This window comes from Leptospiraceae bacterium (assembly GCA_016708435.1).
Taxonomy (GTDB): Bacteria; Spirochaetota; Leptospiria; order Leptospirales; family Leptospiraceae; genus UBA2033.
The window spans coordinates 145559-169515 of record JADJFV010000003.1 but is presented as its reverse complement, the minus strand read 5'-3'; the positions used below and the strand labels follow the sequence as shown (position 1 = coordinate 169515).

Here is a 23957-nt window from a genome sequence, read left to right as displayed (position 1 = left end):
TTTTGCCCCTTCCTAAACCGAAAATAAATATATGAGTCAAACCTTACCTTTTGTTCAAGAAAAAAAGATAGTGAATTTGGAATACATTCACTCAGAAAATGTTTATTCTCACGATAACATTTTTTTTAGTCCGTTAGATAAAAATGAAACTTGGAGTTTTTTAGACAGGCAAGACATTACCTCCACTGGACTCGCCTTCCTTTTTATGCGCTCTTTACTTGCACAAGAGTTGAATTTTCAAAAGATACAGGCAACCGATATGAATCAGCCCATCAAAGCTAGAATAGCAAAGCTTGGATTGGCGACTAGATTCAATCAATTTATGGAGACAACTCATCTACTTGAAGTAGCTTCCCAAAAAACAATACCTAGTTTTATTCCAGATCTTTTCTTTGAAGACAAAGCTTTTCATTTGCAAGAGGAGGAAAAAAATTCTCTCACTTTCGCTGGTGGTGGAATTTTGAAAGAGAAAAGAACCAATGCTAACGCAATGGTGGAAAGACTTTTTTCAGAATTCAATCTACAGGGTAAAGTCGGACATTTCTTTCTCAGAACAAAATCAAACTCCTACCTATATCTTTTGAATCCTGAAATTAAATCAAAGACGTTTTATATTCAGCAAAAAAATACTTTCACTGTCGATTTTCAGTTTTATCATATTAAGACTAATCAATGAAAGTTCTAAAGAAAAATTTCTACGAAACAATTGAGTCTTTTTCTAAGATAAAGATTTTAGTCGTTGGGGATGCAGTTCTAGATGAATACCTTTTCGGTGAGGTAAATCGTATTTCTCCGGAAGCACCTGTTCCTGTTGTTCTTGTAAAAGAAGATAAGATAACGCTTGGTGGAGCCGGAAACGTAATTAAAAACCTGAGCAGTATTGGAGTCAAATCGCAATTTTACGCTAAATGTGGTTTAGATATTAAGGCAGAAAAATTAAAAGCCTTACTTCATGAAGAAGGTCTCACAAGACAGGATCTCCATTTAACTGAATCTAAAGACATTCCTACCATTTTAAAAACAAGAGTCATTGCTTCTCATCAACAGATTTGCAGAATTGATCGGGAAAGAGTCGTTTCCTTAACACCAAAAGAACAAAAGGAAATTCTAAGTAGCTATACAAAATCTCTAAATGAATGTAATGGTGTAATTCTTTCTGACTACGATAAAGGGTATTTCAATGAGGATTTGATTGTTAAGCTGATTGCCCTTGCTAAAAAAAAGAAAAAATTTCTATCCGTTGACCCACAAGTTAGGCATTTCTTTTTATACAAAGGTATTTCAATCATGACTCCGAATCATCACGAAGCTGGTGGTGCCCTCGGAAGAAAACTGATTACCGATGAGGAAGTTGCCAAAGCAGCAATTGAAATTTCCAAGACACTTTCTACTGAGTCCATGATGATTACTAGAGGGGAAAAGGGAATGACTCTTTATAGTTCCAAGCTAAAGAAAATCTTTCATATTCCAACTGTTGCAAAGGAAGTCTATGATGTAACTGGTGCCGGGGATACAGTCATTAGCCTCTATTCTGCATTTAGAACGGCAGGCATGTCTGAACTCGAATCAACTCTAGTAGCAAATGCTGGAGCAGGAGTCGTAGTAGAAAAACTGGGTGCATCGACTGTTAGCCTCGACGAATTAGAAAGGGCTCTTATAAAAAGGAAACTCTTAGAATGATTTTCGAGACTATTCAAAAGAAAATAATATTGCAAGAAAATATAACTGAGTTTAAAAAATCTCTGAGTGCCAAACCTATCGTTTTTACGAATGGGTGTTTTGATATCGTTCACCTGGGTCATTTAACTTACCTTTCCAAAGCAAGAGAATTGGGTAACTTCCTTTGGATTGGGGTTAATTCCGATTTGTCGGTCAAAGGTTTGAAGGGAGAAAATAGACCAATTAATACAGAGTATGATCGTTGTATTATGCTTGCATCCTTATTATTTGTAGATGCTGTTACAATCTTTTCAGATAAAACTCCAATTTCATTAATAGAATTAATCCAACCTGATATTCATGTAAAAGGTGGTGATTATATCGCCGAGGAAATGCCCGAATATAAAACGATTATTTCCTATGGAGGAATTGTTAAAATTCTTCCGTTTGTTACCGGTAAATCGAGCAGTAATATCATCAATAAAATTAAAGGATAATACTCATTTACCACTAATCCTTAAACAAAGGATATTGTTTCTAGAATTCCAATGTCCAACTCAATTGAATATATCTTCCCGGCTGAGGAAGTAAAGAACTTCGAAAGCCCTGTGCTCTCCTATAATAATTATCACCACCATCAGCTCCTTCAATTCCGGGATCGTAATAACTATGATTTAAAAGATTTAAAACTTTTAGTGTAAAAAAACCCAGGTCTTGAAAATTGATTATAAAAGCTGTGTTGATTACAAAATGCGGACTAACAGTCTTACCCTCATCTCGAATTGCATTTCTTAAATAAACTGTTTTAGGTCCTGTATAGACTCCGCGCAAATTCCAGTTATACTTATCTCCTATAGGCAAATTAAATCCAATTTGAACTTTATGCCTTGCAATATCTCCAAGAGTTGTATAACTTTCTGTGCGAGGAATTTGTGCGGCAAGACCGGAATTTAGATTCTCATATCTACCAAAAACGGTATCTCCTTCTTTCCATTTGCCGGCAACTTGATCATAATGAATACTGCTTAGAGATTCTGTGTATGTATAATATATATAAGTCTCAATCGGCGTTGATTCGGGAATGAAGTTTTTAAACTTTGATTTAATTTTATATTCTAATCCATAAATCTTTCGCTTTCCAGCATTTTCCGCTTCTTCCTTAATTACATTTTCATAGCGCGAATAATAAAGAGATGTCTCATGAAAAAAACGACCCCTCTGATGCATTACAATAAACTCATGAGACCTTTCTTTTTCTGGCTTCATATAAGGATTGGATGCTCTTCCATTCCATCCGCCAAATAGTAAAATAGGAGAAGGCTCATTGAATGCCTCTCCATACAAAACTTTAAAAGTTGTTTGACTGGAGTAGTGATAAATACCTGTTATCCTCGGATTGATAGATTGACCATATAAGGAATTTCTATCATAACGAATACCAGGAACAAGTCTAAATTTATCCAAGCCAAGAATCATGGAAATAAATGCTCCTGTATCTACAGTATTGATTCTATTTGATTCAGGCATTTGTTTTTTAGGATCTGGAGGTCTTAGATAATAAGGGTCAGTGCTTGATCCAACACCAAATCCGTTTGGAAAAATTTTACTATCATTCAAATAGGAATAAGAGCTAAATGCATTGTAATAACCGGGTATATCATAATTTTTTGTTAGTCTCTTACCTTCATATTTAAGCCCCCCGAGGATTTGAAAGTAAGATGTAGCTTTGTATTCAAAGTTTTGATAAGTAAGTACACTGCTATTATCAGAATTCCAGGCTGTGTAGCTAATGGAAGAGTTTTTGGAATTTGGAGGTGAATTAGGATAAGCCTCTGCCCAATTCCCGGAAGTATTACTCTCTCTATAGAGGATTAACGAAAACGTTTTCAGCTTTTCATTCCATTCATGCTGTTGTTCAATAAATATTTGTTTAGAATTTATTTTCCAGATTGAATTTGGTTGCGAGTGCTCTCCTGTATACTGCACACCATAGCCTTCGTTTCGATCCCAAAAAATTGTCCCTACTCTTAATCCTTTGTATCCTACAGAGGCTAATGCTCCGTAATCTCTACTTGGATCACGGTAAGTTCCTAGATTTCTTCCATCTGCTCCTTTTTGAAAAAGCAAAGGTCCCCAGGCATCTGTATTTCCAATCCAATAGCTACTCGAAAATCCTCCCCGCCTGGATAAATCCTCTTCATCACTTCGAAAGGCTCTACCAGATGCAGATGCATAAAAATCACCGCTTCGAACATTGGCACTTCCATCAATAGAATAAGTATTATTCTTTCCGACTTGGAAACTAACTTTCCCTTCGACTGGCTTGTTTTGTTCTTTGCCAGTTTTAGTAATAATATTTACGACTCCCTGAAATGCGTTAGGTCCATACATGGCGGAAGCGGACCATAGAGAATTTCAATTCTTTTTATATTGGTCAATGGATATTGCCTAGAAAAATCGGCAGATTGAATATACAGGTGATTGTCAATTACCCCATCAATCATAAATAAAATGCGTTGGGTGAATGGAGTTCGATAACCTCGTTGGTAAATGCTAGTATACTGCGCTCCGTTTGAGAAGGATACATCGAATCCAGGAAGATCATAAAAAATTTCATCAATACTCGTATATCCTCGCTTCTTAATATCTTCATCGGATATAACCATCATCGAAGCCGGGGCTTCTAAAATTTTTCCTTTTAATCTAGAAGCAGTGATTTCCTTAGTCCGTGAAGGGGAAGCAATATTTTCCTCCATCTTAAAGAAGTCTTCGTCGTTTTTTGAATTTTCTGATTTATTCACTTCTTTATTTGTTTCAGGAATAGAGGCTCCTTCCTTATTAGAAGTCTCAGATTGCGGAAATAAATCCAATGCAATCGAAAGCAAAAGGAAAAGACAAATAAATCTAAACGAAAAAATCATATTATATGTATATACTAATTTTTAAATTTGCCATTTAAATGATTTGAAAATAAAACTTTTATATTGAATAAAAATAGAATTCAGACTACACAAAAACTTTTAAACTATCTCTTAAGTCCTCAAGCAAATATAATTGTAAATTTTCTTAGAAAGGATTAAAAGGATTTACATGATAAAACTTACAATCCTGTTAATCTTGCGAATCCTGTCAAAAATTTCTTTTATTATGCTTTTACAAATACTTTTGCTTCATTACCTACTTCGAAAATTATTATTTGAAGAGTAAGATTGATTAACTAGTTTTAAAAAGACTAGTTTAATTGGATAATATAATTTGCGTTTGATTCAGTTTTTTTCTTGAGCATACCTTTTCACTACTAGGTATTTTGGTTTGAATATTCGGGAAACTTTATTAAAGGATAATGGATTGAAATTGCATTTATGATAGATATAATCTATCATAAATGCAATCTTTACTATCTAGTTACGACTAACTCATCTTAGCTGCTACTAGTTCTGCAATGTCTTGCACTTTGACTTCTTCTGTCTTGCCGGCAGCTTTCACACCATCAGTTACCATTGTCATACAGAAAGGACAAGCAACTGCAATCGTGCTAGCACCAGTGTCTAGAAGTTGATTGGTTCTCTTAACATTGACACGCTCACCGTGCTCTTCCATCCACATCTGCGCTCCACCTGCTCCACAACAAAGAGATTTAGAGTGATGGTCAACTGCTTCTGTTAAATTGTTTCCAGATACAGCATTTACAATCGCTCTAGGATTTTCATAGCCCTCATTGTATCGACCAAGATAGCATGGATCATGGTAGGTTAATGCTTGTTTTGTGTCTTCGGCTGTAATATCTAAATTGATTTTTTTATCAAAGATTAACTGATTGATGTATTCACTATGGTGAACCACTTCGAAGTTGCCACCAAACTGCGGATACTCGTTCTTAATCGTATTGTAGCAATGCGGGCAAGCTGTGACAACTTTTTTCACATTGTATTTGTTCATTGTATCCACGTTTGCTTGAGCAAGAGTTTGATAGAGATATTCATTTCCACCGCGTCTTGCAGAGTCACCGGAACAATTTTCTTCGGTTCCTAAAATTCCGAAATTAACATTCGCTTTCTGGAGAATCTTTACAAAAGAACGAGCAGTGCTCTTACTTCTTTCATCAAACGCTCCCGCACAACCTACCCAATAGAGCACGTCAACATTAGCATCTTCAGCCATAGTTTTTACACCAAGACCTTCTGCCCAGTCTGCTCTAGTGTGTGCACCAACTCCCCAAGGGTTGGAATTATTTTCCATATTGGTAAATGCGCCCTGTAATTCAGCAGGGAATCTAGATTCAGCTAATACGAGATGTCTTCTCATTTCTACAATAGCGTTTACTTGGTTGTTACCCACAGGACAAGCTTCTACGCAAGCATAACAAGTAGTGCAACCCCAAATCGCCTCTTCTGAAATATATTTGTCTCCAATGACGTTAGTCTCTAGACCTAAAATTTCTTCTGCGGTTTTACCAGCCTTACGTGCTTCAGCAACTTGTGGCATTTGATCCATAAGTGCATGTTTTAATTCAACTATGATTGATTTTGGATTTAAAACTTTTCCTGTTCTGTTAGCAGGACACTGAACTTGACAACGTCCACACTCAATGCAAGAAAGCCCATCCATAAGAGAAGGCCAAGGAAAATCTTGCACTTTATTTGCTCCCCAAAGAGCGTTTTCATCTTCTAGGTTTAATTTGGATAGTTGTCCTTTAGGGGTATCCGTTACGAAGAAGAAGTTCATAGGAGCATAGATTAAATGTCCATGCTTTGAAGTTGGAACATAGAGCATAAAGGTAAACACAGTTAAAATATGCATCCACCACATAATCTGATAAATCAAATTCGCACGCTCACCATCGACTCCCATGTTCTGCATGATGGAACCAATTCCGGTAGCAATGAAGCTGTGATTGCTATGGGCTGAATAAGTATCAGAAATTGCTTTTGCACCTTCCCCAAGAAGAGTCGAAACCATAAGAGTTCCAATCATTCCGATAACGATAGCTGATGCAGGTGAATGAACATCAAGTCCCTTTGCCTGAGCAATCCATCTTCTCCAGGCAAAAAATCCCAGTCCAAATAAAACTAAGAAGGATACTCCCTGCACCATGAATTCATAAGCATGGTTTAAATGCTCAGAGATAAGACCAACAAGGGAGAACGTATAAAGCTGATCTATGTTCATCCAGTAACCAAATACACCGGCAACCATTTGATTTGTAGTATGTATTAGATAGGTTACGAATCCATAAAAAATGAACGCGTGCATGATACCGCGAATCGGTTCTTTAAAATTTTTCTTTTGTAAAAGAACATTGAAAATAACGCTCTTTATCCGTAAGGCAAGGTTTTTATTCTCGCGAAAATCTTCGTTAAAAGCAGCTTTTTGTGCACTAAAAACAAGACTTACGCGATTAAGAATCGCCTTTGCAAATACAACATTTGCAAGGATAAATAGCACTGTAAAAATTAGGTGGAATAATATCGTTTCCAAAGTGAACCCCGTTTTTTTAGTAAGTTTTAGTCTATGAAAACAAAAGTCCCAAGGATGTCATTTAAAATTTGAAATTACAAATTGTCTGACTAAACAGTCGTCTCTAAATCTAAAATTTTTCGTTTTATAATCGATGCGGCTTCATATTTCTCATCGTTTATAGCTTGAAATTTTTTCAGATAAAGACTAGCCAACTCGTCTCCTTTTTTTCCTGGAAAGAAAAGTGCATTCTTGTAGTTTTCTAAGTCAAATTGCGGATAGCGAATGGAGAAATTTTCAATTAGTTTATCAATTTTTTGCTGAACCGTGTCGCGAGCAAGTCCAGTAGAGGAACGAAACTGCATAGAAATCTTTAATAGTTCTTCTAAGTAATCATTTACTCCCGCAAAATTAAAATCAGGCATTACATTTCGCTCTTTGTTCTTGCAAAGTTCAACGTATTTCATTACAAACGCGTTGTATTGCTCCATTCTCTCTTGAATGTAGATATTTCCAGAATCCCTGTCCTCGGGCATTCTAAAATCAGGCAACCTCGCCATATCATAAATACTTTCGTTTGGAATGATAACTTTTTTTAATTCATCAATAGATGGGAATGAAATAGGAGGAAATGTCACGACCGGGAAATTATCATTTATTTTAAGAAAACTAACAACGACATTTGAGGCAATGATTTCGCAACCAGGTTGAAACGGATTCTCCCCAATGACATAGCAGTATACAATTAAGTTACCAGTAGGATTAGTTTTTGATCCTTTTTCCAGCATGAATGACCTCACATAGCTTAAATTAATTCACTATACTTTTTCATTTTAAAAATTAAAGTCAAGGAAGAAAGGATTTTTTTATTTCACAGCTCAAAGATTTTTTTCAAAATTCATTGTCAGTTCCCTGTAGGCTAATGCATATTGCACGATGTTATTTCTGGTCATTTCTTCAAAAGCGGAAAGTCATTCACCCGCTCATGCATTCCATTTCGACCGAGAGACATAGAAGGTGGAGTTTGAATTACACCTTTGAGGTATTTCGCTGTTTGCTCCTCGAATTGTTGCTCGATGTAGGAACGAATTTCAGACAAATAAATATAGCCGTCTTTGTTGATGCTATCTGCATCGGTGATATTCTTGTCTTTACTTTTACCAAGAGCATTTAGAAAGACATGAGTGTAAAGACCATGCCCTACTTCACTGTGCTCACGGGATTCTTCGTTACCGGAAGAAGAGGCAAATATGAATCTGCCTGTGCCGTTAGCCATCTTTTCCATTGCTTTGCGAGTAGCTTTTTCCTTATCTTGTCCGCGAGAGGCTAAGGCAGTGTTGACGCTACCGGAATGACAGGCATCTAATATTAGAATGAGCTTATGCGATTTGATTTTAGTAAAAGTTTCATCTAGATAGTCGGCATCAATTCCCTGATTGCGGGCGACATTTTCATTCTCAGGGTCATCAGGCCATTTAAAGTCTTGAGGGACAAAGTAAAACAGCTTCTTTCCTTCTCGCGTAAATGCATTCATTCCATGACCACTAAAATAAACCAAGACAACATCCTGCGGTCTAGCTTTCTTCTCAATATCGGCTAACGCATCTTCGATGTCTTTTTTCTTAGCATCGACTAAAAGCTTAGTAAAGACTTCGTGGTAAATACCCGTTTTCCCCTGTTGCAAAGCATCTGCCATAGCCTTAGCATCCGGCACACTAAAGGTCAGTTTCTTTGTCTTATAGTCATTAATCCCCACAGAAAGAATATACAAATCCGGTTTCGCCAACTCTTTGTTATCCGGTATCTTTCGTTGAATCTCAAAGGCTGGAAAGGACTGCGGGATATTGTAAGAGTTATATGCCTTCACTTCTACTCGGTTGGTTCCAAAGTTGAGCGGTATAGCAAACTTAACCCGATATTTAAAGAATCCTTCCTTACTATCATCTTCTAACTTCACACCCTCTGTATTCTCTCCATCGACTAACGTCTTTTCGTCTACTTGGATTCCATTCACATAGACAACCGCTTTCTCGAATTTACTTCCCCGCTCGGTTATTTGGAATTGTAATGTCTTGTTGTCTTCCTCTGATACAACGAACTGTTGTGTTTCAAAGAGTGCCTTTACGACTGCTGTTGTTTCCACTCCTTTGGTGAGGTTGTTTTTCTTGTTTGGTTTGAACTTGTTGTTGGTGACTAATTCCAATAAGCCGTCCACGTAGTAGTCGTTCATTAAGTCTTGGAGGTCGAGGAAACCATTCTGTATGCAAGGAGATTTGAAGCTTACATAGTCAAGAGCTTTTTTGTTGGAAAAATCAAACCTCCCGTCAGGAGTATAAACAATGCTTGTTCCATCATTGAAAGCCATCAAGGTAATAAGTAAATCCCCATTTGCCGCATTCCAAACTTTTAAGGTTCCATCGATGGAAGAAGTGAGAATAAATTTTTCAGATTTTGAAATGGAAATTCTGGAAATATTATTCGTATGACCATCCATTTTTTTAATTAATTTTCCAGAAGGAATTTCATACATATACAAAGCAGAGTCTTTTCCTGAAAATACAACTTTTGTATCTTTATTGAAAAAGTAAAAAGCTTTTCTTGAAGGATCAGTAAAGGCTACGTTTTCTCCAATTATAGAAACTAGTTTTAAATTTGAGTCAAATAGGTTTATACCATTTTTCCCACTGCACATAAAATAATTCTTTTCAAATGAAAAACTAAACAAACCATAACAGTCCTCTAATTCTTTAGTTTCATTAGTGGCTTGATTATATATCATTATAACTTTTCCTCTTTCCCGTTGAAACGCAAGTAATTGATCTTTTTCTTGGAATTCAAAATAAAAACTATACTTTGAATTCCAAGGTTCTATTATTTTAATTTTATTCAACCGTTCATCTCTAATTGCAAACTTAGTATTATCTGCCATTGAAATTAGGTATTTTCCATTTTTAGAAAATTTGATTTTACGATTTATCTTATCAAAATCTTTTTCATTTAATATTTTCTTTCCGTTTTTATCCCATACAATAGAATTTCCATTCCAAGTGGACGCAGCTAATAGCTTTCCATCTGGGGAATAATCAATAGAATCTACTGTGCTTTTTGTATCCAAAGAATGTAATAATTTTCCTGAAAAGTTCCATACCTTCACAAGCGATTCTGGCTTTTCTTCTTTTATCTCTGTATTATAAAATCCAGAGGAGGTTATAAAAGAGTTTCCATCTGGAGAGACTTCTAAAAAAGCAATTGGATTTTTATGAGCGAGAATTGATTGAAAAAAATCCTTTGTTTTTGTGTTCCATATTGAGATATTTTTATTTGTTCCAACTCCAATAATTGTTGATTCATCGGGAGAAAATGCAGAGTTCCAAAAAGGTCTGGAATGATTTTCAATATTTCTTATAAATCTTTTCTTTTCTGAATTAAATATTAGAATTGATGATTCAAAGTCCTGATTTGTGACATTACGGGGATTCGTATTTCCTGCATAGACAATGTATTTCCCATCCGTTGATATTTCTTTAATTCTATAATCTAAACGATTTTTATATTTTTTTTCAAACTCATCGAGTTTATCTATTTTTTTTCGTTCTTCCGAATGCATTAGAAAATCTGGCTGAAATGCAAACTTGAAATCAAGATAGCAATAATTATTTGAAGTTATCTGAATTTTCTTTCGGAGGATTAGATATTCCTATCTTTGATAATTTAGAAATATCTAATCCAATATCATCATTTAAGAAAATTTTTGAAGAGTCGCAATATAAGCCTGCTTCTTCTGACAAGTCATCGTCTTTTTTTAATTGAAATAAATTATGACCTTGGTTATTCAAAAGAGATAAATATCTATTTTTAGTAAGAATTGAAATATACGTATCATTAATTGATATACTTCGAATCATGTCACCGTCTACTGATTGACTCCATAGCAAATTTCCATCAATATCCCAATATTTTATTTCACCATTTGATAGAGATATAAAATTTTTAGAAACACTAGAAAAGACAATTTTCTTTATTTCATCACTATGACCATTTTGAATCGTAAGGATTGGGTTACTGCTCTTTGGAGTTTGCAGAACTGTGAATTCTTTTTTGGATTCCAATGCTTTGTAAACAAGTTCAGAAAGTTCTTTTTCTCTTGCCAACTGTTCTTTATAAAATAAATCTAAAAAAAATGAAACCTGCTTTACTTCTTCATATTGATTTTGTAGAAAATAATATTTTACCAATAAGTAGAATAAATTTTTATGAATACCAATCGAATCATCTTTTAAGGAAATAATTTTCGTTTGTTTAAATAATTCATCTGCTTTCTTAGTATTACTTTCGTCACCAATACTTTTTAAAATGAACCATTGAAATGTAAAATAAAATCCATGATACTCATTTTTCCGGGCATCCATTTTAATAAGCAATTCATTTAGACATTGTTTTTTTTCCTTTTCGGGCAAAAGATAGACAATGCTTAGATGTACCATAAATTTTTTAAAATTAATTTCCGAATCAGTTGTTTGAAATGTGTTCAAATCTGCATTACTATTTAAAAGAAGTTGAATGATTTCACTAGAATTGGTTTTAGAAGCATACATCAAAACCGTTTTATCCTTATTATCCTTTGCATTTATATCAGCATTGTTTTGGATGAGAAGCTTTATAATTTCTAGTTGACCTTTTTCGGACGCTATCATGAGAGCTGTTCTTCCGAGGAATGGATATTCATCGTTACCTTTCGCATTCACATCAGCCCCCGCTTTTATCGCTGTCTCTGTTTTTAGATAATCGCCATTATGCGCTGCATTGAGCAGATCCGATGTAGGGTCAGCAGTGATTTCAGTGACAAAGGATAATGACAGTATAGTAATTGTGATTATGCGAAACGTTGTTTTCATAGAAAAACTCCTTTTTAGTTCTAGTATACTTCAAGATGATTCTTTACAATTACATCGGCAAGGGCTTGCTCCCATGCCGAGAGTATTGCGCCCCACTCGGGGCTAAGCTCCAACGGAGCGTAATATCTGCCTGCATAGTCTGCAAGGACTATGCAGTGTAATTGGATAATGTTGATTATGCGATAGATTGTTTTCATAGAAGATTCCTTTTTATTTCTAATATACTTTAAGCTGATTCTTTACAAATACATCGGCAAGGGCTTGCTTCCATGCCGAAAGGTATGTCACCCCGTTGGGGCTAAGCTCCAACGGAGCGTAATATCTTTCTGCATAGTCTGCAAGGACTATGCAGGATAATGCCGATTATGCGAAGATTGTTCAAGAGCTCTAATCGCATGTCGCAAGGACTATGCAGGATAATGCCGATTATGCGACAGTCTTTAAACAAAGAGAATCATTTTAAATTATTCTATAAGACATTTTTCACTATCGTCAAGCAAATAATCAGAAAATATTTTCCACATTATACAAAAGCATTCTACTTCCTTTTACCATCGTATAAGAAGACGATGCACATAACATAGGGTAGGAATGGGTTCTCCTATACTTCAAATATAGGTTAGAGGGGCATAGGGAACCTATTGTGAGTCTATCTTTGAACCCATAGCTAACCTATATTTGGTAAAACGTCATCTTATACGCAGCTTATACGAAGCGTAAACACCGTATTAGCCTCTTAACCGTCAGTCCAATAAGCAAATATACCTTTATTACGCATTAGAGCCACGAAACTGTCGAACTGTATAGCTTGGCTGCTGGTGAGCGTTAAGCGATGGGTGGATTATTTAAAAAATATTTTTGATAAAAAATAATTTCAGTTGAGTTTCGATTCGCTGTTCACGAAAGTGATTTTAACTGAACTAAATAAAATCTTGCTTAAAGCGCATAACAGATATCATTCTCTATTCCATTGGGAGAGGTGGAATACAGCAATATACCGCAACAACGAAAAAGTTGGGGTGAGGGAAGCAAAAGCGAAGAAGGAAGACATTAAAACTAAGCAACTCAACTCCGAAGAAATCGGGGTGAGGTGAAGTAAGGAAACTATAATATGCTAAATCGAATAATGAAATTTTTAAATAAAATTTTTAATAATGGAATTTTTTTCCAAAGTCAGCAACCTTTCCTATTTTTATGCATCTTATTTGTAAAAGAGGATTTATGACAAAAGAAGAAAAGGTCAATGTTTATACACACGCAATGGGTGCGTGTATGAGTTTAATAGGAGCTGGAATATTATTATTTTTCGCATTTGCCACAAACGATTTTTGGAAAATTCTAAGTTCACTCATCTATGGCATAAGCTTGGTAGCATTATTTACGGTCTCCAGTTTATATCACTCCAGAGAAGGCAAAGCCAAAGATTTATTTCAAAAATTAGATCATATCGCCATATTCTATTTAATCGCCGGAACTTATACTCCCTTCATCCTTGTAAATTTTCGAGATGGAATGGGACCAATCATTTTAAGCATTGTGTGGTTACTCGCAGTCATTGGCACTGTGGTTAAGATTTTCTTTACTGGAAAATTTGATTTTCTTTCTACCATGATTTATCTTGCCGCAGGTTGGACAGTTCTACTCGACATTAAAAATTTAATAACTACATTTCATCCGCAAGGTTTATTGTGGTTAGCCGCAGGGGGTCTTCTCTATACAGGCGGAGTATTCTTCTATTTGAAAGAATCAATTCCCCGCAACCATGAAATCTGGCACGGTTTCGTATTGGGAGGAGCAGGATGCCACTACATTACAGTGCTTTTTTATGTTCTCTAAGAGATTTTTCTTTGCTTGATTTGAAAGGGCGTATTTAATTTAATTTCCATATGCCCGAATTCATTCCTCCCCTACCCAAAGACTTTCACGGAAGTATGGGAGAAAAAATAGTCTATGATGCTTTTAGAACTCTACCTGATAATTATATGGTATTTCATTCTTTTGCCTGGACAGAAGAAGAAAATAAATCCTTCCATAAACAAGGAGAAGCAGATTTTCTAATTTATGATCCGAGCCGTGGACTTCTAGTAATCGAAGTAAAGTCCGGCGAGATCACTATCGAAAACGAAGAATGGTTTCAAACTGGATTCGATGGTCGCCGTCGGCTAATGCATAAAAACCCCTACTTCCAGGCAGAAGAATCCAAATTTTATATTCTAAAACAAATCTTAGAGAGAAGACTCCCACGCGGCGAGAAGTGCCCAATTAATACCTGTCTATTTTTTCCCCAACTCATTTTTCAGAGGGCTAATCTACCATCTTATCTAAAAAGAGATTTTATACTGGATAATTCCAATTTGCCTAACATCAACAAAGGAATTGATCATGTCTTTCAGTATTACAATGCTCACTTGCATATAAGTCTATCTGAAAGTTCTAGAGAGAATATTAAAAAATGGCTCAATCCTTATTTCAAACTTGTCCCCGTACAAAAATGGGATATGGAAGTTAGAGAAGAGCAGTTTTTACGTTTAACGAAAGAACAGTCTCTATTGTTAGATTTTCTAGAAGAGCAAGATCGCGCTGTCATCGGGGGAGGTGCCGGAACCGGTAAAACGATATTAGCCGTTGAACATGCAAGAAGACTTGCCATAAATAATGAAAAGGTTTTATTTTTAGTCTACAACTCTTTACTTAAAAAAAATATCACAGAAGAACACTTTAAATACGATACAAACATTCAAGTGCATAGTTTCTTTGGACTTTCAGAAATTTACGAGCACAGCTTAGTTGAGAAAAGACAAAGAGCAAGCAAATTTATTGAAGACATACTTTCCAAGAAAGTGATTCTCCCCTATTCTCATATGATTATAGACGAGGGACAAGACTTCGACGAAGAGTGGTTATCCGCTCTTGAAACATCAATCCCCGGAAAATTCTTTGTATATTACGATAAGAGCCAAATGGTTCATAAGGAGGCATCCGCTTTACCTCAGTGGTTACGAGAAGCTGAATGCAGACTAGTCTTAAAAAATAATTGTCGAAACACAAAGCAAATTGCGATAACTGCAAATTCTTTTATTCGCATCGAAAATCTAAAGTTTAAAAATGAAATTGAAGGACCAGAACCTACTTGGATTGAATGTGTGGATAATAGAGATTTACTTACTAATACTATTTCTATTGTAAGTGAAAAAATATCTAAAGAGAATATTTTCCCCGAACAAATCATACTAGCTACCACCATTGCAATGGACTCGTCTTATTTAGGGCAACTTTCGTTTATCCACAATATACCTGTTACAAGAGACAGAATTAAGAAGCAAATTCAAAAAACAACCATTCGTAAATTTAAAGGGCTGGAAGCAGATATTTTATTGCTTGTAGATGTTGACTTTTCTGAAATCAATTCCGAAGCATGGCGCAAACTCTTATATACCGCTTCTTCTAGAGCAAAGCATGAACTCTATATTTTGTCAAAGAAAGTGACCGGATTTACGATCGATGGAAAATCTTACTCTGCCAAAGAAGCCCGCAAATACATTAAGCAGACATTTAAGCTTCATAAAGTTGAATAAACCATGTCATCATATTTGGATCGGATATCTCTTTTGGGCTTGTTCTTTTTTCTTTCTTGTATTACCTTTGGACCTAAAAAATCAGAAATGCAATCAGTCACGGGAATAATTATAAAATCCTATGTCGAGAAAAAACATAAATACAGAAGTGTTTACAAGGGGCATAATGATTTTTACCCCCGTGTCGAGTATGAGTATGAAGTAGATGGGAAAATGTATCAGGCAGAAAGAATTGGATTTTGGAATAACGCCTATAACTCGCAAGCAAAAGCAGAAACTATTACAAATTCTTATCCAGTAGGCAAAGAAGTCATTGTTTATTATGAAAAAGAAAATCCAACTAAAGCCTTTCTCGAAGTAGAAGATGATACAAGCGAAGAGGATTAGTTTCGTTTAAAAATTTTTAAGGTTCGCTAATTAGGATTTGCAAAAAACCCTATTCAGATATTTTTCTGTTTAAGATTCGCACGAAAGGACTAATTTATGAGCACAATTACAAATACATTCATACAGGCATTTAACAAATCAATAGGTAGTATTTACTTAGATTTTTATTTGAATAACGAAGTAGAATTTTTACAAGCTGAATTGTGGCAATGCTTTGAAGAATCGAATGCGACTGCTCCGGTATTTACCAAATCTTACGATTTAAAAATAGATGATCCACTTCTAAGAATTAATTTACATTGCATTGTTATTGTTTGCAATTCGATGCCTTTCTTTGCGGCTAATATTCGTTCGCTCTTTCATAAAACAAATCTTCCAATCAATCGAAGTCTTCACTTTCATCCCGAAAAAGGAAAAGAATTTTACTATATTGAAATTCAAACCAAAGAAAAAACAATCATTGATCAGGTTAAAACTGCTGTTCATTCTTCCTATAAAAAAATTCAAAAACTGATTTCAGAATTTTCGATTTTTAAAGAAAGATTAGAATCTATTCCAAACATTAGACTTTCCGACAAATCGCAATTAATAGATTGGCTTTTAAAAAAAGGTCTGGTATGGGAAGGTGCTTGCATACAAAAGTCAGGCAAAGAGATTGAGCAATATGGAGTTGTAGCGGATAATAATAATTATCTCGAATGGTTTACCAATTTAAAAACTCAATCCGAGACAATTTTACTGGAATGTAAGGAAACACAAACGGAGAGCTTCTTAGGTGACAATCCATTCTTTTGTATTTGCTTAATTCACAAAGATTTTAAAATTCTTTTTCTAGGAAGTTTTACCTTACATGCCCAGACTCTTGGTATAATTGAAATTCCATTTTTCTCTGACCGATTCAAAGAATTTCTATCAAAGGAAAATATCGAATACTCTTCAGGCCTTGGACGAACGGTTCGCAGAATCTTTAATTCTCTTCCTGTGGAAATTTTATTCCTTATGCCTGAATTAGCTTACCTCTCTTTATTTAAAGTAATCATTGAACAATCTCTAAAAACAGAAAACCGTTCGAATGGACTTCTAATAAACGAAGATCTCGCACTGATTCTAACAACAATTCCGGAGAAGAATTGGCTTGAATCAAAGCTTAGTGAATCAGAAAATCTTGTAAGAGATATTCTACCAGAGGCTAATGTCAAATCCTATCATATTTTACTTACGAATTCCGTTCAATGTTACCATTTAATCAGATCCAATCAGAATTCAAAGCAGAAGCTATTCGAGATTAGCTCCCAAATAGAGTATTTATTTAGACCCTGGATTGAAATCATTAAAACAAAATGGGAAGATCGTTTTAAGGAAACTCCTTTCCCGAATAAGATAGAATTTAGAAAGGATTATATTGCAACGCATGATCCGGAGAAGGCAGTTTACGATTTGGGTTTAGTCCAAAGACTAAATGGTGCGAGAGTAATTTTTAATATTGAGGAAACTAACACAAATGCAACTCTAGTAGAAGCCGTTACAAGAGAAAAAGAATTCAATTTATCTATGTGGGTAAATGCATTAAGCTCATTTGGATTATCTGCGATTTCTCAAAGAGTTTATCGATTTACCTGCAATGAAAAAATCTATTCTAAAACAGAATTCTTTTTTGACACTTTTCCAAATACAAATCAGTTATATGAACGATTAAAAAATGCACTTACCTATACAATGCAAGGAAAATTGTCAGTTGATTCTTTATCGGCGTTAATCTTAAAAACCAAATTGGATTCAAATGGAATTTTATTTTTAAAATCAATCCGTGAGTATTGCTTACAAACGAATCCTTCTTTCAATGCCAGCGATTTTAATGAGATACTTTTAACATACCCTGAATTCTCGGAAGAGGTTTGGAAGTATTTCTACTGCAAATTTAAAGAAGGTATAATGCGTAAAGAATCTATAACAAAAGAACTAGCAGATAAGGCGAAAACAATTCGCGAAGACGAAGTTCTAAATTCTATTCGCACTGCCGTGCTAGCCATTTTAAGAACAAATTTCTTTGGAACTCGTGTCGAAAAAAACTTTGGTAAGCAAAGCGGATTAGATAGAGTAGCCGTTGCATACAAAATAGATAGCTCCATTCCAATTAGCCTTCCATTGCCTCGCCCATTTAGAGAAATATTTGTCTATTCCTCTTTATTTCAAGGAATTCATTTACGCGGGGGTGCTGTCGCAAGAGGAGGACTTCGTTTTTCAGATAGACCTTCTGATTTTAGAACAGAGATACTATCTCTAATGAAAACTCAAATGGTGAAGAATACTGTTATCGTGCCCGTCGGATCTAAAGGAGGATTTGTATTAAGTAAAAATCAATATGCAAAAAGTGAATTGTCAATGGTGGAGGCTTACAAGGCGTATGTCGCTTCCCTACTCTCTTTAACCGATAACAGAAAGGCTAGCGATAAACTTTTCTTTGCAGATATCGCAGGACCATTTGCCTACGATGACTTTGATCCGTATCTAGTTGTGGCGGCTGATAAGGGCACAGCACAGCTTTCCGATACAGCCAATGCAATTTCTATCCAAGAAAATTTCTGGCTTGGAGATGCATTTGCCTCCGGTGGCTCGCGAGGCTACTCACATAAAGAGTATGGAATCACCGCAAAAGGAGCATTAGTCACAGCAGATAGACATCTGCGTAACCTGGATATTGATTATTTAAAAGATCCAATTACAGTTGTGGGTATTGGTGATATGGGAGGAGATGTTTTTGGAAATGGACTCATTCACTCAAAGGCTTTTAAACTAGTCGCTGCATTTAATCATAAGCATATTTTTCTAGATCCAAACCCCGATTTAGAAAAAAGCTTTGAAGAAAGAAAAAGATTATTCAATTCGAAATCCTCTGGTTGGGATAATTATAATTCTTCGCTTTTGTCCCAAGGCGGCGGCGTATTCTTAAAGACAGAAAAATCCATTCCAATTTCTATTGAGATTCAAAAGGTTTTGGGGATAACAGAAAATAGCCTTTCCGGCTCAGCTTTAATCTCTGCCATCCTAAAAGCTCCCGTTGATTTACTATACAATGGTGGCATTGGAACCTATGTTAAATCAGAATCAGAAGAAAACTCCAAAGTAGGAGACCCTTCCAACAATGATGTGCGAATCAATGGTTCTCAGCTACGCGCAAGAGTGGTAAGCGAAGGGGGTAATCTTGGTTTTACGCAACTCGGAAGAATAGAGTATGCGTTAAAGGGTGGAAACATCTACACAGATGCATTAGACAATTCAGCAGGAGTTGACTTATCCGACCATGAAGTGAACCTTAAAATTTTCTTTTCTCATTTAGAAGAAATAGGACAAATCGCAAATGACGAAGAGCGAGATGACAATTTAAAAGACATTGTAAATGAAGTTTGTAAGAATGTATTAATGGATAATTCTTTACAAAGCCTTGGGGTAGACACTGATTATGCGGAGTCCATAGTTAAGGGCTGGGATTCATTTATTAAGGGATCTCAAAGCTTGATTTCCAAGAAAATACTTCACCCGGGAACAGAAAAAATTCCATCTACTGTAGTGGATTGGGAAAAATGGAAATCGCAAAACAAAGGGAATTCCGAAGCCTGTCCTTTGCGTCTTGCTTTCCTATGCTAAAATGGAATTATACAACGAGTCTATTCGTGAAAATTTTTTCCATATCGAAGACTTCCCCGAATTGTATTACGATTATTTTCCTACTGCTCTCGTAAAAAAATACAAAGTAGAATTAAGAGAACATCCACTTAAATCTGAAATCTTAAACACACAGATTATAAACTTTTATATTAACCTTATGGGTTTCACGGGAATTTCTATCCTGGGAGATGAAAATACAAAAGATCGAATGAAATATTTAAAAGAAATATTGGACTATCTTTATTCCCTGCGAGTAGACTTACTTCTAAAAGAAATTGCCGGCTTTAGATTTAAAGAAATTGAAAAAGACAATGTTCGTTTATGCTCAGAAATTAGAGACCGTGTTCGCGCCAAATGGGGATTATCCAGAAAGATTTCGCTTTCTGGAAATATTTTGGATTCCTATCTTTCTGCCAAAGCTAGACAGAACATTGAAAAAATTTAGCGTGTTTGTAAAGAATTTGAGTTTTTACATTAAACCATTGTCACCCTGAGGCTACTTGCACTGAGCGAAGGGCGACTTTACTCAATAAAGTCATGGATTCGAGAGCCTCACCATGACAAATTTAATAATTTTTCGACAACTCTATTTATACAAATCCATCACGGGAAAAAAGATTTCATTTACATTGATTCCAAATAAAAGAACAAATGCGACCGCTAGAGTAAACGCTGCCGCCAGTGGAATAGTAAGATTATCATCTAAAAACCCATTCCAGGCATGACCGGAGAAAAACTCTGTTAGCCCCGAAACGATAGCTGACAGTAGGACTGCGATCAGTGCTTTGTAATTGAGTCCATTTTGAGTGAAAAGGGCAAATAAAGATCCTTCTTTAGTATTTTGAAAAATTAGCATAAAAAGAAGACCAACAAGACAAGCTGCAATAATAAAGGATACAACGCCAACTAAGGATTTGCCGTTGTAGAATCGGTATTTGCCATAATTCGCTCCGAAGAAAGCAGCGACAGGATCTCCAATCAGTAAAAAACCGACCGCGAAAAAATAAAATTCAGGTGGAAAGAATAAAACTACAATTGCATTAGAGAGCATATAGGGAATAGTCGCATTCATTCTAGTTTCTTCTTCCTTCTTCATAAGCGCTCCGAAGTTTTCAGAAAACCATTTTTTAAAAGATAGGTTTTTTAGTCTTAGATATTCGGTTGTGACTAAGACCAATCCCTGAAACATGAGAATGGAAAAAATAATTGCTCTCGATGCATTTGTTAAGCCGAAAGCATCCTTAAAAATATCAATATAATACAAATAAGGAAGAATAAATCCTAATAGATGAAAAAGTTTTCTTTTGTAATTAAAAATACCCATTTATTACCTGCTTGGTTTAGATGCCATCTTCATTGCCAGCTCCTCATTCGGCGCGACATTGAACACTTTACTGAGCCCTACCATTTGAAGCGATTGCTTAACGTTCATTGATAGATTTAGGAATACGATTTTATTTCCTGACTTATAACTCATATCGCTGATTTCCTTAAGAGCAGCGATACCCATCGAGGAAATGGCAGTAACCTCTTCCATATCAATGATAAGTCCACCCTTACGATTACACTTTCTGACTTCCTCTATAAACTTCTTGTAGGTAAAAGAAGAAATCGACCCTTCTAGTCGCATCACGAAAATATTGTCAATTTTCTCGACCTGCACTTCAATTTCATGTAAGCTCATAGGAACATCCAAAAAAATTTACCTTTGAAATACAAATATATATTTTCTAAACATTAAAAAATTAATCGCTAGGTCTTTTCATTCTTGCTAGATTGATTGGTAAAACAATCATCGAATTTAGCTATGAAAGAGTTTGTTAAAATTAAAGTTACCGATGTCCTAAAATTGTTTTCAGCAATAGACAGAGATATCGATGAATTGAGCAAAACAAATCAAACCATTAGCGATAACCGAGATTATAGTTATACTTTAAAAAAGAGCATTTCAGATGAAATTTTGAAATTAAAATCCATAAAAGATTCTATTCTAGATTTGGAAGTAGACATACCAAAATCTATTTACATTAGAAACCAATCAGAAGAAAAAAGCTTCAAGAATTTAATCGAAGATATAACCAATATTCCAACAATTGAAAATAAAAACCAAGAAAATAGGGAGTCACCTCCGCAAAAAAAAGAGAGAAAGGTTCACAGGTATTAAAACATTATGAAAAGAATATTTATTATTTTATTAATTGCTTCTTTATTTGCTACATGCAGATCAGGAGAAGAAGAGCTAGCCATTTTTGATGGTGGCATTGTCAAAAGAAAAGAGTTTAGGGAATTTTATCCCAATCACGAATTGGCTATAGACAATAATACTACTGCAATAAAATATCAAACCTCGGTTTTAGAAACTATCGCAGTTCAATCTATTGTAGAAATCGAAACAAATAAAAAAGGTCATCAAAACACAGATATTTATAAATCTATTCTTGCTCTAAAAGAGAAGCAACTCTTAGTTAACCTCTATCGAAAAAACTTTATAGAGAAAGGACTCAAATCCAAAGAAATGGAATTAGTATCAGGTCAAATGCTCTACATAAAAAAAGATGCAAATGGAAATCCAAATTCTGTTAAGGCAGATCGTGTTCTAAGTGATTTACAAAAATTAAAGTCAGATAAAGAAATCAATGCCTATGTTTCCAAAGAAACAGAAGAAGAAGGACGTAGACCTATCAGCGGACTATTAGAGCCTCAGTGTATGAATTGCTCTGAAGAAAATATTCTCCGTGAAATTTTGATCGAATCCTATAAGAGTAATCTGCTACAAACCTTTGCCAAAAAAGAATTCAATGGAGATTTATTTGTCTACCGCATCATTGAAGTAAAGAAAATGAAAGCAGCAGATTTGGAATCCTATCTATCTAAGAAGTTTAAAGAGTTTCAAACACTGGCTAAAGATTTTAAAGCAACAGCAGCAGATGATCAAAAACAACTAGCTGATTATTACATAGGAGATGAAGTTAAACTAGAAAAAGAAGCAAAGATGATTGGAGATAGATACAAAGAACAGTTACAGGCTTTAATCTGGAATGAAGAATATGAAAAAATCTCCAAAGAAAGTGGTATTCAATTCTCAAAAGAAATGTCAACACTCTCGGAAGGCGAACTCGTAGACACTACTCCCATTTATACAAAAGGAGATAAGACCTATACGATCGCAGATATAAAAAGTGAATATGCAAAAGTCAATATGAAGCCTAATAGCTATTCGCCGCCAACGAAAGAACTTCTTTATTTTTTTAATTCAGCCATTTTACCAATTACTCTTCTATCTGATAATGCTGAAGTAAAAAACTTGAAGTCATCTGAAAAGTTTGAAAGTAGCCTATCGCTTTGGAAAAAGAATATTTCATGGTCGTTCTTCGTAAGAGATTTACAGGACTTACAAGCACCAATTTCGGAGCAAGAATTGAAAGATACCTATGAGGCTGGAAAGCTTTATGCTTATTCTAGCCCATCAAAGTCGAATCCAAATAAAAGAGATCCAATGCCTTTCGATCAGGTAAAAGAAAAAATTAGAGAAGAACTTCGCACTGCCAAAATCAAAGGGGAAATGCAGAAACAAATTGAGAAGCTAAAGTCAGATTATCATTTAAAAATTCATACCGACAAGTTAAAAGCCGGCTCAGTCTAACTCCCCTCTTTGCAATTTGCAAACAAGAGAATATTAGAATAAACTAATATTCTCTTGTTTTTCTAGTAAATTTTTTATTTTTCATATCTTTTTATCAAATCTTGCATTTTGCGATTAGTAAATAATTTTTTTTTATCAAAAACTTATTATTTTGTAAATATTTTCTTGAATTAAAAAACAAGTCTAGTATAAATGCCGAAGAGGTTAACATTCATGAAAAATCATATTTACATGCTTAGAAAAAAAAGAGGAATCAAACAGTATGATATGGCGAGAGCACTTGGCGTGTCCCCTAGTTACTTATCAAAAATTGAAACTGATAGCCAGGAACCGACAGAGAGGTTTAAGGTAAATGTTGCAAAATTTCTTAAAACTTCCCTTGAAAAGCTTTTTAATGATCACCCTGTTGAAGAAATTTTTCCTGAATTTAGCACTGGACTTACAAATAAGCTCTGGGCAAAAAGAAGAGAAATGGGAATCAAACAGTATGACATGGCAAAAAAACTAAAAGTTTCTACTCCTTTTCTTTCCAAAGTAGAACTTGGTTTACTTGAACCTACGGAAGAATTCAAGCAATTAGCATCAAAAGTTTTCAAAATGGAACAATCAGAGCTTTTTCTAGCTACTGTTCAATACTAATTTAGTCCCAACCAACTCTCCCGATTATCAAATTAA

Annotated in this window: 20 protein-coding genes; 11 read left to right on the top strand and 9 right to left on the bottom strand. The window is 35.0% G+C overall.

Going from position 1 to position 23957, the window contains the following annotated elements; translation table 11 throughout:
• Positions 1-31: 31 nt before the first annotated feature.
• From IPH52_08190 to rfaE2, 3 genes are read left to right on the top strand one after another with little or no spacing between them, the layout of a single operon-like run.
• Entirely contained in the window at positions 32-676 is a 645-nt protein-coding gene (locus IPH52_08190) for a hypothetical protein (protein MBK7055018.1), read from the top strand.
• Positions 673-1680, top strand: a complete 1008-nt coding sequence (gene rfaE1, locus IPH52_08185; protein MBK7055017.1) for a D-glycero-beta-D-manno-heptose-7-phosphate kinase — start codon at positions 673-675, stop codon at positions 1678-1680. Before IPH52_08190 ends, rfaE1 begins: the two co-directional genes overlap by 4 nt.
• Positions 1677-2156, top strand: coding sequence for a D-glycero-beta-D-manno-heptose 1-phosphate adenylyltransferase (gene rfaE2, locus IPH52_08180; GenBank protein MBK7055016.1), 480 nt, complete (start codon positions 1677-1679; stop codon positions 2154-2156). Before rfaE1 ends, rfaE2 begins: the two co-directional genes overlap by 4 nt.
• 40 nt (positions 2157-2196) lie before the next feature.
• Here rfaE2 and IPH52_08175 read toward each other — a convergent pair whose 3' ends face one another.
• The 7 genes from IPH52_08175 to IPH52_08145 all read right to left on the bottom strand — a co-directional run bounded on the left by IPH52_08175 (position 2197) and on the right by IPH52_08145 (position 12208).
• Positions 2197-4050 (bottom strand): ligand-gated channel protein, encoded by a 1854-nt coding sequence (locus IPH52_08175; protein MBK7055015.1) that lies wholly within the window; start codon positions 4048-4050, stop codon positions 2197-2199.
• Positions 4017-4580 carry a Plug domain-containing protein gene (locus tag IPH52_08170; protein MBK7055014.1) on the bottom strand — a complete coding sequence of 188 codons (564 nt, stop codon included), beginning with the start codon at positions 4578-4580 and terminating at the stop codon, positions 4017-4019. Before IPH52_08170 ends, IPH52_08175 begins: the two co-directional genes overlap by 34 nt.
• A 490-nt stretch (positions 4581-5070) precedes the next feature.
• Positions 5071-7137: a (Fe-S)-binding protein gene (locus IPH52_08165; protein MBK7055013.1), complete on the bottom strand. Its 2067-nt coding sequence runs from the start codon at positions 7135-7137 to the stop codon at positions 5071-5073.
• Between the two features lie 89 nt (positions 7138-7226).
• On the bottom strand, positions 7227-7904 hold the full coding sequence (locus tag IPH52_08160; GenBank protein MBK7055012.1) for a hypothetical protein: 678 nt from the start codon (positions 7902-7904) through the stop codon (positions 7227-7229).
• A gap of 161 nt (positions 7905-8065) precedes the next feature.
• On the bottom strand, positions 8066-10723 hold the full coding sequence (locus tag IPH52_08155; protein ID MBK7055011.1) for a caspase family protein: 2658 nt from the start codon (positions 10721-10723) through the stop codon (positions 8066-8068).
• A 46-nt stretch (positions 10724-10769) separates the two neighbouring features.
• Positions 10770-12011 carry an ankyrin repeat domain-containing protein gene (locus IPH52_08150; GenBank protein ID MBK7055010.1) on the bottom strand — a complete coding sequence of 414 codons (1242 nt, stop codon included), beginning with the start codon at positions 12009-12011 and terminating at the stop codon, positions 10770-10772.
• 20 nt (positions 12012-12031) lie between these two features.
• Positions 12032-12208, bottom strand: a complete 177-nt coding sequence (locus IPH52_08145) for a hypothetical protein (GenBank protein ID MBK7055009.1) — start codon at positions 12206-12208, stop codon at positions 12032-12034.
• Between the two features lie 1024 nt (positions 12209-13232).
• On the opposite strand from IPH52_08145, the gene IPH52_08140 reads away from it, so the two are divergent.
• The 5 genes from IPH52_08140 (at position 13233) to IPH52_08120 (ending at position 20084) form a co-directional block, all read left to right on the top strand.
• Positions 13233-13847: a hemolysin III family protein gene (locus tag IPH52_08140; GenBank protein ID MBK7055008.1), complete on the top strand. Its 615-nt coding sequence runs from the start codon at positions 13233-13235 to the stop codon at positions 13845-13847.
• Positions 13848-13897: 50 nt separating this feature from the next.
• Positions 13898-15586: an ATP-binding domain-containing protein gene (locus tag IPH52_08135; protein MBK7055007.1), complete on the top strand. Its 1689-nt coding sequence runs from the start codon at positions 13898-13900 to the stop codon at positions 15584-15586.
• 3 nt (positions 15587-15589) lie between these two features.
• Entirely contained in the window at positions 15590-15973 is a 384-nt protein-coding gene (locus IPH52_08130; GenBank protein ID MBK7055006.1) for a DUF3592 domain-containing protein, read from the top strand.
• A gap of 96 nt (positions 15974-16069) precedes the next feature.
• A complete protein-coding gene (locus IPH52_08125) occupies positions 16070-19618 on the top strand; it encodes an NAD-glutamate dehydrogenase (GenBank protein ID MBK7055005.1) in 3549 nt (1182 codons plus the stop codon).
• Positions 19602-20084, top strand: coding sequence for an NAD-glutamate dehydrogenase (locus IPH52_08120; protein ID MBK7055004.1), 483 nt, complete (start codon positions 19602-19604; stop codon positions 20082-20084). The genes IPH52_08125 and IPH52_08120 overlap by 17 nt, the downstream gene beginning before the upstream one ends.
• Before the next feature lie 141 nt (positions 20085-20225).
• Here IPH52_08120 and IPH52_08115 read toward each other — a convergent pair whose 3' ends face one another.
• Positions 20226-20963: a dolichol kinase gene (locus IPH52_08115; GenBank protein ID MBK7055003.1), complete on the bottom strand. Its 738-nt coding sequence runs from the start codon at positions 20961-20963 to the stop codon at positions 20226-20228.
• Between the two features lie 3 nt (positions 20964-20966).
• Complete coding sequence (locus IPH52_08110) at positions 20967-21323, bottom strand: STAS domain-containing protein (protein ID MBK7055002.1); 357 nt, start codon at positions 21321-21323, stop codon at positions 20967-20969.
• 123 nt (positions 21324-21446) lie between these two features.
• Here IPH52_08110 and IPH52_08105 point away from each other — a divergent pair, with 123 nt between their 5' ends.
• The 3 genes from IPH52_08105 to IPH52_08095 all read left to right on the top strand — a co-directional run bounded on the left by IPH52_08105 (position 21447) and on the right by IPH52_08095 (position 23921).
• On the top strand, positions 21447-21803 hold the full coding sequence (locus IPH52_08105) for a hypothetical protein (protein ID MBK7055001.1): 357 nt from the start codon (positions 21447-21449) through the stop codon (positions 21801-21803).
• Positions 21804-21809: 6 nt separating this feature from the next.
• Positions 21810-23282: a hypothetical protein gene (locus tag IPH52_08100; protein MBK7055000.1), complete on the top strand. Its 1473-nt coding sequence runs from the start codon at positions 21810-21812 to the stop codon at positions 23280-23282.
• 231 nt (positions 23283-23513) lie between these two features.
• Positions 23514-23921, top strand: coding sequence for a transcriptional regulator (locus IPH52_08095; protein ID MBK7054999.1), 408 nt, complete (start codon positions 23514-23516; stop codon positions 23919-23921).
• Positions 23922-23957 lie beyond the last annotated feature (36 nt).

Coding starts and splice junctions, on each gene's coding strand:
- IPH52_08155 (MBK7055011.1), bottom strand. CDS start 10,723: ATGCATTCGGAAGAACGAAAAAAAATAGATAAACTCGATGAGTTTGAA.
- IPH52_08105 (MBK7055001.1), top strand. CDS start 21,447: ATGAAAGAGTTTGTTAAAATTAAAGTTACCGATGTCCTAAAATTGTTT.
- IPH52_08140 (MBK7055008.1), top strand. CDS start 13,233: ATGACAAAAGAAGAAAAGGTCAATGTTTATACACACGCAATGGGTGCG.
- IPH52_08095 (MBK7054999.1), top strand. CDS start 23,514: ATGCTTAGAAAAAAAAGAGGAATCAAACAGTATGATATGGCGAGAGCA.
- IPH52_08145 (MBK7055009.1), bottom strand. CDS start 12,208: ATGAAAACAATCTATCGCATAATCAACATTATCCAATTACACTGCATA.
- IPH52_08135 (MBK7055007.1), top strand. CDS start 13,898: ATGCCCGAATTCATTCCTCCCCTACCCAAAGACTTTCACGGAAGTATG.
- IPH52_08160 (MBK7055012.1), bottom strand. CDS start 7,904: ATGCTGGAAAAAGGATCAAAAACTAATCCTACTGGTAACTTAATTGTA.
- rfaE1 (MBK7055017.1), top strand. CDS start 673: ATGAAAGTTCTAAAGAAAAATTTCTACGAAACAATTGAGTCTTTTTCT.
- IPH52_08170 (MBK7055014.1), bottom strand. CDS start 4,580: ATGATTTTTTCGTTTAGATTTATTTGTCTTTTCCTTTTGCTTTCGATT.
- IPH52_08110 (MBK7055002.1), bottom strand. CDS start 21,323: ATGAGCTTACATGAAATTGAAGTGCAGGTCGAGAAAATTGACAATATT.
- rfaE2 (MBK7055016.1), top strand. CDS start 1,677: ATGATTTTCGAGACTATTCAAAAGAAAATAATATTGCAAGAAAATATA.
- IPH52_08190 (MBK7055018.1), top strand. CDS start 32: ATGAGTCAAACCTTACCTTTTGTTCAAGAAAAAAAGATAGTGAATTTG.
- IPH52_08100 (MBK7055000.1), top strand. CDS start 21,810: ATGAAAAGAATATTTATTATTTTATTAATTGCTTCTTTATTTGCTACA.
- IPH52_08150 (MBK7055010.1), bottom strand. CDS start 12,011: ATGAAAACAACGTTTCGCATAATCACAATTACTATACTGTCATTATCC.
- IPH52_08175 (MBK7055015.1), bottom strand. CDS start 4,050: ATGTATGGACCTAACGCATTTCAGGGAGTCGTAAATATTATTACTAAA.
- IPH52_08115 (MBK7055003.1), bottom strand. CDS start 20,963: ATGGGTATTTTTAATTACAAAAGAAAACTTTTTCATCTATTAGGATTT.
- IPH52_08125 (MBK7055005.1), top strand. CDS start 16,070: ATGAGCACAATTACAAATACATTCATACAGGCATTTAACAAATCAATA.
- IPH52_08130 (MBK7055006.1), top strand. CDS start 15,590: ATGTCATCATATTTGGATCGGATATCTCTTTTGGGCTTGTTCTTTTTT.